12 protein-coding genes and 1 tRNA gene are annotated in these 13429 nt (G+C 53.7%); 5 read left to right on the top strand and 8 right to left on the bottom strand.

All coding sequences use genetic code 11. The features are described from left to right. Positions 1-951, bottom strand: a complete 951-nt coding sequence (cbl, locus tag HVZ39_RS15260; RefSeq protein ID WP_016152661.1) for an HTH-type transcriptional regulator Cbl — start codon at positions 949-951, stop codon at positions 1-3. Positions 952-1052: 101 nt separating this feature from the next. Next, positions 1053-1970 (bottom strand): nitrogen assimilation transcriptional regulator NAC, encoded by a 918-nt coding sequence (gene nac, locus HVZ39_RS15265; protein WP_016156200.1) that lies wholly within the window; start codon positions 1968-1970, stop codon positions 1053-1055. Between the two features lie 60 nt (positions 1971-2030). Here nac and HVZ39_RS15270 point away from each other — a divergent pair, with 60 nt between their 5' ends. The 5 genes from HVZ39_RS15270 to HVZ39_RS15290 all read left to right on the top strand — a co-directional run bounded on the left by HVZ39_RS15270 (position 2031) and on the right by HVZ39_RS15290 (position 7269). Continuing rightward, on the top strand, positions 2031-2183 hold the full coding sequence (locus HVZ39_RS15270) for a hypothetical protein (RefSeq protein ID WP_162835199.1): 153 nt from the start codon (positions 2031-2033) through the stop codon (positions 2181-2183). 113 nt (positions 2184-2296) lie between these two features. Beyond that, positions 2297-2372: transfer RNA gene (locus tag HVZ39_RS15275), tRNA-Asn, on the top strand. A gap of 213 nt (positions 2373-2585) precedes the next feature. Further along, positions 2586-3902, top strand: a complete 1317-nt coding sequence (gene shiA, locus HVZ39_RS15280) for a shikimate transporter (protein ID WP_016156198.1) — start codon at positions 2586-2588, stop codon at positions 3900-3902. 118 nt (positions 3903-4020) lie between these two features. Continuing rightward, positions 4021-5475, top strand: a complete 1455-nt coding sequence (locus tag HVZ39_RS15285) for an AMP nucleosidase (RefSeq protein ID WP_016152657.1) — start codon at positions 4021-4023, stop codon at positions 5473-5475. A gap of 15 nt (positions 5476-5490) precedes the next feature. Then, positions 5491-7269, top strand: a complete 1779-nt coding sequence (locus HVZ39_RS15290; protein ID WP_181632638.1) for an aminopeptidase P family protein — start codon at positions 5491-5493, stop codon at positions 7267-7269. A gap of 55 nt (positions 7270-7324) precedes the next feature. On the opposite strand, the gene ptsG is transcribed toward HVZ39_RS15290, so the two are convergent. From ptsG to pabC, 6 genes are all read right to left on the bottom strand, one after another. Then, positions 7325-8758 (bottom strand): PTS glucose transporter subunit IIBC, encoded by a 1434-nt coding sequence (gene ptsG, locus HVZ39_RS15295; RefSeq protein ID WP_016152655.1) that lies wholly within the window; start codon positions 8756-8758, stop codon positions 7325-7327. Positions 8759-9051: 293 nt separating this feature from the next. Next, positions 9052-9849, bottom strand: coding sequence for a metal-dependent hydrolase (locus HVZ39_RS15300; protein WP_181632639.1), 798 nt, complete (start codon positions 9847-9849; stop codon positions 9052-9054). Between the two features lie 10 nt (positions 9850-9859). Continuing rightward, a complete protein-coding gene (gene holB / locus HVZ39_RS15305; protein WP_181632640.1) occupies positions 9860-10864 on the bottom strand; it encodes a DNA polymerase III subunit delta' in 1005 nt (334 codons plus the stop codon). Next, positions 10861-11502 (bottom strand): dTMP kinase, encoded by a 642-nt coding sequence (gene tmk / locus HVZ39_RS15310; protein ID WP_181632641.1) that lies wholly within the window; start codon positions 11500-11502, stop codon positions 10861-10863. The genes holB and tmk overlap by 4 nt, the downstream gene beginning before the upstream one ends. Further along, positions 11492-12514: a cell division protein YceG gene (gene yceG, locus HVZ39_RS15315; RefSeq protein ID WP_181632642.1), complete on the bottom strand. Its 1023-nt coding sequence runs from the start codon at positions 12512-12514 to the stop codon at positions 11492-11494. The genes tmk and yceG overlap by 11 nt, the downstream gene beginning before the upstream one ends. 2 nt (positions 12515-12516) lie before the next feature. Continuing rightward, positions 12517-13326, bottom strand: coding sequence for an aminodeoxychorismate lyase (pabC, locus tag HVZ39_RS15320; RefSeq protein WP_016156193.1), 810 nt, complete (start codon positions 13324-13326; stop codon positions 12517-12519). Positions 13327-13429 lie beyond the last annotated feature (103 nt).

A 13429-nucleotide genomic window follows, 5' to 3' on the forward strand; every position in this document is an offset into this window, starting at 1 on the left:
TTATATCTGATAATCAATCACGGCTTCATCTGGCTCCATCGCCTGGCGCTTGATTTCATCGACGGATAACCCTGCGTTGCATAGCTCAATAAATCGCCAGACATAGTTGCGCTGCAGTTGCCCGCGTTTCAGGCCCAACCAGACGGTATTTGCATCAAATAAGTGCCGGGTATCCAGACGGGTTAAGCTCCCCTCCTCCTGCTCTCCACTGGATTGTTCTGCCACCAGCCCGATTCCCAGCCCCAGCGACACATAGGTTTTAATCACATCCGAGTCCTGGGCGCTGAGGATAATATCCGGCACTAACCCTTTACGGGCAAATGCCTCATCGATACGGGAACGCCCCGTAATCCCCTGACGATACGTAATTAATGGCCAGTGGGCGATAGATTCCAGTGTGAGAGGAGACGTTTTCACCAAGGGATGGTCGTGAGGAACAAGCAGGCTGTGGTGCCAACGGAACCAGGGAAAAGCTACCAACAGCGGATCGCTGCTCAGTCGCTCGCTGGCAATCCCGATGTCTGCCCCACCGTTTTGCAACAGTACGTCAATCTCCTGCGGTGTACCCTGGATCAGTTCCAGACGCACCTCAGGGAAGAGCTCACGAAAGGCTTTAATCACCGCGGGCAGGCTATAGCGTGCCTGTGTATGCGTGGTGGCAATCGTCAGTACACCGGACGTGTCATTGGTAAACAGATCCGCCAGTCTGCGAACGTTGCTGGCCTCATTCAGAATACGCTCGGCAATAACCAGCAAGGCTTTGCCCGGTTCGGTCATGCCCAGCAGGCGTTTACCGCGACGGATAAAAATCTCAATGCCAAGTTCATCTTCAAGTTCACGAATATGTCGGCTGACTCCCGACTGCGAGGTGTACAGTATATTCGCGACTTCCGTCAGGTTGTAATCCTGACGGGCCGCCTCGCGGATTATTTTAAGTTGCTGGAAATTCACTTTTCGCTCCGGGCGCATCAGACATTACGCTATTGTTAAAGTCTGATGCCCGGCATAACAAATAATAAAAACCCGCATCTTATTCCTGGAGGGAATAAGGTTTAGCTGACCAGCTGTAGCTCGCGGTTTTCCAGTGCCGGACGGCTTACCAGCGACAACAGGATCTCCTTCACGGCCTGTGCCTGCGGCGATAAGCTCCCTCTGGCTGAGACGTTCAGCGATAATGGCAGATTCATCGACGGGGTTGTTATCCGCGCCATCCAGCCGTTCGCGGCATTACATAATGAACGGGCCGCCGACTCAGGCAACACTGTGACGCCCATCCCGCTGGCGATGGCAGCCGTTAAGGTGGCGATAGATTCAATTTCGCCAATCACTTTGGCCGTCAGGCGACGAAGCGAAAAAGCTTCATCTACACGCAGGCGAACTGCGCTGTAATCCCGTGGCAAAAACAGATTCATCTGCGCCACCGCGGCTAAATCGACGCTTTGCCCCGGGCAATCACGCGTCCCGACCAGGTACAAATCCTCTTTAAGCAACGGTTGACTGCTGATACCCGCCACGGGTGAGCGCTCGTAGAGCACCGCCATGTCTAAATGCCCGCTGAGCAGCTTGTCATTCAGCACCGCCCCACTGTTTTCATGCAAATAGACCAGCACATCGGGCAGCTCTGCTCGTACTGTCTGTAATAACGGCATAGTGATGGCTGACGCCGCCGTCCCCGGCGCCAGGCCAATAGAGACCTGTCCCCCCAGGGTCTGACCTACGTTATTGACCGCAAGTTGCGCCTGCTCGCACTGGCGTAAAATCGTCCGCGCATGGGCATACAACACTTTCCCCGCTTCCGTCGGTGTGACGCCGCGTTTGGTGCGAATCAGCAGTTGCTGATCCAGTTCGCCTTCCAGCGTAGCAACCTGCTGGCTCAGCGCAGGTTGCGCGATATGCAACACTTCCGCTGCCTGGGTCAGGCTACCAATATCGACGATTTTCACGAAATATTTCAGTCGTCTGAAGTTCATTTTGCCTCCTGTCGGAATACCAGAACCCGTGCTGGCAGTCATTAAATTCAGGATTGCAAGATGCTTGCCAGTTTAGCCAGCAGCCGTGTTTTACGGTTAAAACCGCGTAAAGTCAGGCTCAAAGGTGAAGAATGGACTTTTTGCACACCTGAATCTCTCATTCTGGCTGCCCTGGAAGAGGTAGACGCGCACCAGAATGGGGCAAAAGCATAAAAAGACGGAAAGATCGCCGCTTTGCTGATTTTGTCAGCAAACGAACGCACAAATGTATTTCCCCCTTTGACAAGCCTCATCGCCCTCGCTAATATGCGCCTCGTTCAAACGATTCCTCTGTAGTTCAGTCGGTAGAACGGCGGACTGTTAATCCGTATGTCACTGGTTCGAGTCCAGTCAGAGGAGCCAAATTTAAGAAGCCTGCTTAGGAAACTAAGCAGGCTTCTTGCTTTTCTGTTTTTCATTCATCTTATTTTTCATGTAGCCCTCTGGTGAGGGAGATAATCGTTTTCTCTTCCCATCTGTCGCGGTAATCTCATAACGGTCGTTAATATATCGACTGCAATGTGTGTAGCCCAATTCAAATACTAATAACTAAAAGACAGTACAGACAGGATAACTATGGATTCCACTCTCACCTCCGCGGGTCCCCAAGAGGACGTCTCTTCGCTTCATCGTGCCCGACGCGCTGCGCTTGGTAGCTTCGCTGGCGCCGTGGTCGACTGGTATGATTTTCTGCTTTATGGCATCACCGCCGCACTGGTCTTTAATCGCGAGTTCTTCCCGCAGGTTAGCCCGGCAATGGGAACACTTGCCGCATTTGCCACCTTTGGCGTCGGATTTTTGTTCCGTCCGTTAGGCGGGGTTATCTTCGGCCACTTTGGCGATCGCCTTGGCCGTAAACGCATGCTGATGCTCACCGTCTGGATGATGGGGATTGCCACTGCGCTGATAGGGATTATTCCTTCTTTTGACACTATTGGCTGGTGGGCCCCTGTGCTGCTGGTGACGCTACGCGCCATTCAGGGATTCGCCGTTGGTGGTGAATGGGGCGGCGCGGCGTTGCTCTCGGTCGAAAGCGCGCCAAAAAATAAAAAAGCCTTCTACAGCAGTGGCGTTCAGGTCGGTTACGGCGTCGGACTGCTGCTTTCTACCGGTCTGGTATCACTGATTAGCTCGCAAACTACCGATGAGCAGTTCCTGAGCTGGGGCTGGCGTATTCCGTTCCTGTTCAGCATCGTACTGGTTTTGGGCGCGTTGTGGATGCGTAACAGAATGGATGAATCAGCCGAATTCGAACAGCAGCAACAGGCAGCGCAACCAGAGAAAAAGCGGTTACCGGTGGTCGAGGCGTTAATCCGTCATCCGGGCGCATTCTTAAAAATTATCGGCTTGCGCTTATGTGAACTGCTGACGATGTATATCGTCACCGCGTTTGCCCTTAATTACTCTACGCAGAACCTGGGCCTACCCCGCGAGCTGTTTCTGAATATCGGTTTGTTAGTGGGAGGACTGAGCTGTCTGACCATCCCCTGCTTTGCCTGGCTTGCCGACCGCTTTGGTCGACGGCGCGTGTACATTACCGGTGCACTGGTCGGTACGCTGAGCGCCTTCCCGTTCTTTATGGCGCTGGAAGCACAGTCTATTTTCTGGATCGTGTTCTTCGCGATTATGTTGGCCAATATTGCGCACGATATGGTGGTCTGCGTACAGCAGCCTATGTTTACCGGTTTGTTTGGCGCAAGTTATCGCTACAGCGGCGCAGGCGTTGGCTATCAGGTGGCAAGTGTGGTTGGCGGTGGTTTTACCCCCTTCATTGCTGCGGCACTGGTGACATTCTCTGGAGGAGACTGGCACAGCGTGGCCATTTATCTGATGGCCGGGTGTCTTATTTCCGCCGCCACTGCATTGCTGATGCGGGATAAGCAGCACAGTTAAGCCCTGATGCGAAGGTCATTCGGCCTTCGCACAATCTTCCTCAACGTCTGACTTTTGTTTCATATTCCTGTGACATACTATCGGGAGAGCAGTACATCTGTGGAACAAGGAGACAGACATGAACAATAAGGGCTCCAGCCTGACCCCAACTCAGGCTCTGGATAAACTGGACGCACTGTACGAGCAGTCGGTTAAAGCACTGCGTAGCGCCATTGGTAAGTACATTGAAACAGGGACGCTCCCTGACATAATCGCCCGCCATAATGGTCTTTTTGTTTACCCATCGCTTTGTGTCACCTGGGATGGCAGCGCCACCAATCCTCCGAAAACCCGCGCTTATGGCCGTTTTACCCATGCGGGCAGCTATACCACTACGATCACCCGTCCGTCGCTTTTTCGTCCCTATCTTGAAGAACAACTCACGCTGCTGTATCAGGATTATGATGCGCATATCTCCGTCGAACCGTCGCAGCATGAAATCCCTTATCCCTATGTGATCGACGGTTCTGAACTGACGCTCGACCGCTCGATGAGCGCCGGATTAACGCGCCATTTCCCCACTACCGAGTTGTCACAAATTGGCGATGAAACAGCCGATGGTACCTATCATCCGGCGGAATTCTCCCCGCTGTCGCACTTCGACGCCCGACGAGTAGATTTTTCGCTCGCACGACTGCGTCACTACACGGGAACGCCGGTTGAACATTTCCAGCCATTTGTGCTGTTCACCAACTACACCCGCTATGTCGATGAGTTCGTGCGCTGGGGCTGCAGCCAGATCCTCGATCCGAACAGCCCCTATATCGCGCTGTCATGCGCGGGCGGGATCTGGATCACCGCTGAAACGGAAGCTCCGGAAGAGGCCATCTCCGATCTCGCCTGGAAGAAACATCAGATGCCCGCCTGGCATTTAATCACCGCCGACGGTCAGGGGATCACGCTGGTCAATATCGGCGTTGGCCCGTCTAACGCCAAAACCATTTGCGATCATTTGGCCGTCCTACGCCCTGACGTCTGGCTGATGATTGGACACTGTGGCGGCCTGCGCGAAAGCCAGGCGATTGGCGACTATGTTCTGGCCCACGCTTATCTGCGTGACGACCATGTGCTGGATGCCGTACTACCGCCGGATATTCCGATTCCGAGCATTGCGGAAGTACAACGCGCACTGTATGACGCCACCAAAGAAGTCAGCGGCATGCCCGGCGAGGAGGTGAAACAGCGCCTGCGTACCGGTACCGTCGTCACCACCGACGATCGCAACTGGGAGTTACGTTATTCCGCTTCTGCGCTACGTTTTAACCTCAGTCGCGCGGTGGCCATTGATATGGAAAGCGCCACCATTGCCGCCCAGGGCTACCGCTTCCGCGTCCCTTACGGCACGCTGCTGTGCGTTTCCGATAAACCGCTACACGGCGAGATCAAACTGCCTGGTCAGGCCAACCGTTTTTATGAAGGTGCCATTTCCGAGCACCTGCAAATAGGTATCCGGGCAATCGATCGTCTGCGTGCTGAAGGCGATCGACTGCACTCCCGTAAATTACGTACGTTCAACGAACCGCCGTTCCGTTAAGGCCTGAAGGTAACTATGCACAACTCAACTCCTCTTTCCGCTCTGCGCAACCTGCTGTTAGCGCAAGGGCTGGATGGCATGATTGTTCCGCGCGCCGACGCTCACCAAAGCGAAGATTGTACACCGCATGACAATAAGCTGGCCTGGCTGACCGGTTTTAGCGGCTCCGCTGGTCTCGCGTTGGTCCTGCGCGACCGCGCATTAATGTTTGTCGATGGACGCTATCAGGTCCAGGTGCGCAATGAAGTCTCGCTGGATGATTTTGAAATTCACCATTTACATGACGAACCGCTGGCCGACTATTTGCAGTCTCACGTTGCTGCGGGCGCGCGTATCGGTTTTGAACCGTTGCTGATGGTCAACAGCCAGTTTGAAGCACTGTCGGCGACCCATTGCGAGCTGGTGCCTCTTGAGCAAGATCCTTTCGACCAGGTATGGCTTGACCGCCCGGCTGCACCCTGCGGCATCATTCGTGAAATGCCCATTGAAATCAGCGGGGAAAGCAGCACACAAAAACGTGCCCGCGTCGTGGATCTGCTCACGCAACAACAGGCCGACGTTCTGGCGATCACGCTGCCGGATAACATTGCCTGGCTGCTGAATGTGCGCGGTTCCGATCTGCCAATGGTGCCAGTGCCGTTTTCGTTCGCCCTGCTCCATCGCAGCGGCGAGCTAGAATGGTTTGTGGATAGCAACAAAACCCAGCAGCTCCCTGCTGCACTGCTGAATACGCTCACGCTGGCCCCACAAGAGAGTTTTCTTGCCCGCTGCCAGCAGTTAGCCAAAGGGAAACGCTTTTTGGTCGATAAAGACTACGCCCCGGTCGCGCTGCGTTTTGCCATTGTAGAACACGGTGGCGAAGTCTTATGGGCACCCGATCCCATCACCTTGATGAAAGCGCACAAGAATGACGTTGAACTGGCGGGCTATCGGGAATGCCATGAACAAGATGGCGCGGCCTGGGTTAACTTTCTGGCATGGCTTACGCATGAAGTTCCCTTGCGCGAAGCGGCAGGCAATCCGGTCACTGAGCTGGAAGCGCAGGCCAGGCAACTGGAATTTCGCCAGCAGCAGCCGGGATTTATCGAGCAAAGCTTCAACACGATTTCGGCCTCAGCCAGCAATGCCGCAATGTGCCATTACCATTCCAGCGAAAAAACCAATACGCCCATTACCTCTCAGGCCATGTATCTGAATGATTCCGGCGGCCAGTACCATAATGGTACGACGGATACAACGCGCACCTTCGCGTTTGGTCCACAGGATCCGCAGCGTCGTCTGCATTACACCGCTGTGTTAAAAGGCTTTTTGTCGCTTATCTCGCTGCAATTTCCCAGCGGCACTCAGGGTCATCAACTGGATGCCTTTAGCCGTCGGGCGCTGTGGGATCTGGGTCTGGATTTTGATCACGGTACGGGACACGGCGTAGGCCATCAGCTCCTGATCCATGAGCAGCCCCATCGCATTGCCAAAAAAGTAAACCCCTGGCCTCTGGTTGCGGGCAATATCATTACCATCGAGCCGGGTTATTATCTGGCCGGAGAATATGGGATCCGTATTGAGAATCAGGTGGAGATTATCAACAGTCGTCCTGGCTTCTGTCGCTTCTCAACGCTGACGCTGGTGCCGATTGATTTAAGTCTGGTTGAACTGCATCTGCTAAGTGAGGCAGAAAAACAGTGGATTGATGATTACCACCAGCAGGTCAGAGAGACGTTATCCCCACGCGTGAACGCAGAGGCTCGTCCGTGGTTGTTCGCCGCCACTGCGCCGATTCGCGTTCAGGCCAATTAATGCATTAAAAAAGGCAGCCCGCAGGCTGCCTTAATTCTCCCCAACTTTTTACTGCTTAGCTGTGACGGATGTACTCATCCATTTCAGTTTTCAGGTTATCGGACTTAGTACCGAAGATAGCCTGAACACCGGAACCCGCCACTACAACGCCCGCTGCACCCAGTTTCTTCAGGCCAGCCTGATCCACTTTGGCAACGTCAGCGACGCTGACACGCAGACGAGTGATGCACGCATCGAGGTTAGTGATGTTTTCTTTACCGCCGAATGCCGCAACCAGGGCCGGAGCCATTTCGCCGGACGCACCCGCTTTGGTGTCTTCGGTAGCATCTTCACGACCCGGAGTTTTCAGGTCCAGCGCTTTGATCAGCACACGGAAGATGGTGTAGTAAACAATCGCATAACCGATACCGACAATCGGGAACAGCCACAGTTTGCTGCTGTTACCGGACAGAACGATAAAGTCGATCAGACCGTGGGAGAACGACGTACCGTCACGCATACCCAGCAGGATACAGATCGGGAATGCCAGACCAGCCAGAATTGCGTGGATGATGTACAGGATCGGCGCCACGAACATGAACGAGAACTCGATCGGTTCGGTAATACCGGTCAGGAACGAGGTCAGCGCCGCGGAGATCATGATACCGCCCACTTTCGCGCGGTTTTCTGGTTTAGCAGAGTGCCAGATAGCGATAGCGGCAGCCGGCAGACCGTACATTTTGAACAGGAAGCCACCAGACAGTTTGCCCGCAGTCGGGTCACCCGCCATATAGCGAGGGATATCGCCGTGGAATACCTGGCCCGCAGCATTGGTGTATTCACCGATCTGCATCTGGAATGGAACGTTCCAGATATGGTGCAGACCAAACGGCACCAGGCAGCGTTCAATGAAGCCATAGATACCGAACGCTACGACCGGGTTCTGGTATGCAGCCCACTGGGAAAACGTCTGAATAGCAGTCCCGATCGGCGGCCAAATGAAGGACAGAACCACACCGGTGAAGATAGCGGCCAGACCAGAAATGATAGGAACGAAGCGCTTACCCGCAAAGAAGCCAAGATACTCAGGCAATTTGATACGGTAGAAACGGTTGAACATATACGCTGCAATCGCACCGGAGATAATCCCCCCGAGAACACCCGTATCAGCAAGGTGTTTAGCTGCGATCTCTTCAGCAGGTAAATGCAGAACCAGCGGCGCAACAACAGCCATGGTCTTAACCATAATGCCGTAGGCAACAACGGATGCCAGTGCAGATACGCCGTCGTTATTGGTGAAGCCTAACGCGACACCGATGGCAAAAATCAGCGGCATGTTTGCAAAAACAGAACCGCCTGCTTCTGCCATTACGTGCGATACAACGGCTGGCAGCCAGCTGAAGTTAGCGGAACCGACACCCAGCAGGATACCTGCAATCGGGAGTACGGATACCGGCAGCATCAGCGATTTACCGACCTTTTGCAGGTTAGCAAATGCATTCTTAAACATAATTGAGAGTGCTCCTGAGTATTTGTGCTTTTCTACGTTCTCACGCATTAGCGAGGGGGGAGAACCTCGCCGTGTACAGGGCATCTAAGTACCCTTTATTTATTACACAGAGTAAAATAATTCAGTTTGTTTTTGTTTGACGGCTATCACAATTCAGTCGTGGATGGCCGTAAAATCCGCACATTCCGATAAAATGCGTTTCTGAATGTGTCAAACCGGCTATTCACCGCCCATTTTGAGGCGGTGAACTTTACTCGCTTTGCTTATTAATTACGAGCTTTAAAAAAAGTCAGTTAACGAACGGATTGCAGGCGAGAAGCGTCGATGTGAAACAGGCGGGCAAAGTTATCAGTGGTTGCCTGCGCCAGTTCTTCAACGGCAACACCTTTCACTACAGCCATATACTCCGCAACGTCACGGGTCATGGCGGGCTGGTTCTCTTTTCCACGATGCGGTACAGGCGCAAGGTAGGGAGAATCCGTCTCAACCAGCAACCGATCCAGAGGAACATAGCGGGCGGCATCACGGAGCTGATCTGCGTTACGGAACGTGACGATGCCGGAAAACGAGATATAAAATCCGAGGTCCAGCAATTTGCCCGCCGTTTCTCTGTCTTCTGTAAAACAGTGTAGTACGCCACCACAATCCGTCACTTTTTCTTCGCGCAGAATAGACAGCGTATCGGCCCGCGCATCGCGGGTATGTACGATAACTGGCTTTTGTAACTCACGGCCAATCTGAATATGATGGATAAAAGATTCCTGCTGGCGCACCTTTGTTTCCGGCGTATAGAAATAGTCCAGCCCGGTTTCCCCCATCGCCACAACGCCCTCTTCGGCAGCAAAACGGCGCAGGTCTTCAACATCATAGGCTTCATCCTGATTTAACGGATGCACGCCGCAGGAGAACACCACATTGTCACGTTCACCGACCAGTTCGCGCATACTGCGGTATCCTGGCAGAGTGGTCGCGACGGCAAGACATAATTTCACATCGCGTGCGGCTGCTTTCGCCAGCACGTCATCCACGTCCTTATGCAGAGATTGATAATCTAGGCCATCAAGATGGCAGTGTGAGTCGACTAAAAACATAATGTCTCTCTCAAAGATGGGGAACAGGCAATACGGTGCCTGGTTGCAGGTAATGCTCAATACGCAGGATAAGATCGGTTAACACCAGTTCACGGTTTACGCCTGTTACGTTCAGCAACTGCTGACGGCAATGACAAACGTCACCGAGTATCGCCTGTATCCGGGCGACGGATAACCGTTCTGCGATAGAAGATATCAGGTCCAGCGCGTCAGGATTGGTTAAATGGGAAACCCCATACGGACGCTTCAAGGCATCCGTCAACAACGTTGCCAGCCAGTGTAAACGGGCGGCGGCCTGATCGTGGTTTAACGCCGCGAGCAGGATATACCAGTCACCTGCGCTTAATGTGTTTGCCAGTGCCGCACAAAAATCTGTGCGATGCGCCCAGCTTTCAGCCTGTAACAACGAGAGTGCCGCACCAGGCGAACCCGCGCTCAGGCGTAATGCGCTCAACAGCGCTTCTGGAGATGCGGTCACTTCGCGGGCGAGCCAGGAGATAGCGTACGACTCAGCCGGCGGCGCAAGATGGTGTAACCGGCAGCGGCTGCGCAATGTCGCCAGCAATCGCGCAGGCTCTGTGCTGGCGAGGAAAAACCAGGTTTGTGCCGGCGGTTCTTCCAGCGTTTTTAGCAGGGCATTGGCAGCAGCATCAGTTAACTGGGCGGCATCAGGGATCCACACCACTTTCGCACCGCCAAGGCGTGAATGCTCGTACAGTTTTTCACTCACTTCACGTACCGCATCAACCCCCAGCGTGCTTTTGCCTTTTTCCGGCAGCAGCGAATAGTAGTCAGGATGCGTCCCCGCCTGCATCAGCTGACAGCCCCGGCAGTGTCCGCAGCTTTTATGCCCTTCCGGTTGCTGACACATTAAATAGCGACTGAGCGCGTAAATCAGCGCGTCGTCACCCATTCCGGGTAACGCCTGAATCAGTAACGCATGGTGACCACGACCGGCCTGGTAGCTGGCTACCAGTTTTTCAAAATCTGGTCGTAACCATGGGTACCATTTCATGCGCCCTGCTCCTGCACCCACTGGGTGATGGTATTGCGGATATCAGCCATCACAGCTTCCAGCGGCTGCGTAGCGTCGATGGTACGAATGCTGGCATCTTTGGCAGCCAGTTCAAGATAACGCGCGCGGGTGCGATTAAAGAAATCGAAAGATTCCTGCTCAATACGATCCAGCTCGCCGCGCGCACGGGCACGCTTCAATCCGACTTCTGGAGTCACGTCCAGATAGAGCGTCAGGTCCGGGCGAAAATCACCGAGCACGGCATCGCGCAGGGTTGCCAGCATGTTTTGATCGATGCCGCGTCCGCCCCCCTGATACGCCTGGGTCGACAAATCGTGACGGTCGCCAATTACCCATGCGCCTTTTGCCAGCGCAGGTTTAATAACGGTTTCGACCAGCTGTACGCGCGCGGCGTAAAACATCAGAACTTCAGCTTTGTCAGTGATGACCTCGTCACCCACCGACTTAATGTCCAGCACCAGACTTCTTAGTTTCTCCGCGAGCTGCGTTCCCCCCGGTTCGCGGGTAAAAACCATGTCACGAATACCGAGTTGCTCAAGTGTCTCTACCACCACGTTACGCACAGTGGTTTTTCCGGCGCCTTCCAGGCCCTCGATGACGATATAGTTACTGCCCATTTTTTTCCTTAAGCACTTTCAGGTAATCCTGCACGGACCGGTTGTGGCTGGCAAGATTGGTGTTAAACGTGTGACCGCCTTTACCGTCAGCCACGAAATAGAGGTACGGCGTTTTTGCCGGATGCGCCGCGGCCTGCAATGAGGCCTCTCCCGGCATGGCAATCGGGCCAGGCGGCAGCCCCGTAATTGTATAGGTGTTATAGGCGGTCGGGGTATCTAAATCCACACGCGACAACTTGCCATTATACCGTGACCCCATCCCGTAAATCACCGTCGGATCGGTCTGTAAACGCATGCCAATCCGTAAGCGGTTAATAAAGACGGAAGCCACCTGGTCACGCTCGCAGGCAACCGCAGTCTCTTTTTCGATAATAGAGGCCATGGTTACCAGCTGATTTTTGTCCTGATAAGGCAGGCCTTCAGCGCGCCCTTCCCAGACGGAGTCTACCGCTTTAACCATTTTCTGATGCGCGCGTTTTAGCAACGCCACGTCGGTTGTATTAGCGGTATACATCCAGGTATCTGGCCAGAACCAGCCTTCCACCCATTGCGGGTTCTCCAGCTTCAGCGCCTGAGCAACGGTCTCGTAATTATCATCGCTCAGCGTATGTTTGATGTACGGGGCGTCGCGCAGCTGCTTGAGGTAGTCGCTCAGACGCATCCCTTCAACCAGACGTAACGGAAACTGCGCCTCTTTACCGCTTTCCAGCAGTTGCAACATATCCCGCACCGTCATGTCGGGCGTAAAACGGTAGGTTCCGGCTTTAAAATGCGACAGTTCGGGTTCCACACGCAGCAGCCACTGGAACACACGCGGACGATTGATAACGTTGTCCGCATACAACTGTTCACCGAGAGCCAGACGGCCCGTACCCGCTTTCAGCGTAAAAATCGTCTCTTCTTTAATCAATAATTTACTGTCCGCCAGATGGCGGACTTTCCACATTCCCACTCCCGCAGCTATGCCCAGCACAACCAGCAATAACAGGACAACAAGTAACAGTTTTTTCATGACTAATTCGGGTGCTCACAAAGTGGGGCTAAAAAATCGAACAACATACGTGCAGACAGCAGCGTGTCGCCACAGGTGCGTACGGGAATAACAGGCATTAACGCATTACAGACGACGATTTCATCGGCCTGCATAACCTCTTCCAACCCGGCATACACTTCGACAATGCTGAACGACGATTGTGCCAGCATCCGGATACAGAATTGTCGCATAATGCCGTTCACTCCGGCCTGATCCAGCCGGGGAGTGTAAACCACATCCCCCTTACGCCAGAACAAATTAGCCGCACAGCATTCCGTAACCCATCCCTCACTGTCAAGAACCAGTGCTTCATCAGCTGCCGTCTGCTCAAGATGAGAGCGAATCAACACCTGTTCCAGTCTATTCAGGTGCTTAAGTCCGGCAAGCAACGGATTACGCCCCAGACGCACTGGACTTAACGCCAGCGTTATCCCCTCCAGTCGCCAACGATCGTAATGATCGGGCCAGGCTGAAACAGAGAGAATACGTGTGGCACTGCGACAGTTTGCGCCGCTGTAACCACGGCCACCGCTACCACGGCTGATAATCACTTTTAACACGCCACGCGCATGCCCTTGCGCCAGCATTTTCATTTCACTTTGCAGCTCTGACCAATCTTCGAAAGAGATCAGCAATTTTTGGCAGGCGTCTTGTAAACGCGCAAGATGCGCTGCAAAGAGGCAAATTTCGCCGTCAATAATACGCGCAGTGGTAAAACAGCCATCACCGAATTGGGTCGCTCGATCGCTTGCGGCCAGCATATTCTGCTCGCAGCCATTAATTAAGAACATGGTGGCTCCTTATTTCTGGTCCGCTAGTTTGGCAGGATGAACAACACAGGACAAGGGTGGAAAACCGAATAAAAAAAGGCCCGACAAGCGGACCTTTTTAAAT

The organism is Citrobacter sp. RHB35-C21 (assembly GCF_013816515.1).
GTDB lineage: Bacteria > Pseudomonadota > Gammaproteobacteria > Enterobacterales > Enterobacteriaceae > Citrobacter > Citrobacter braakii.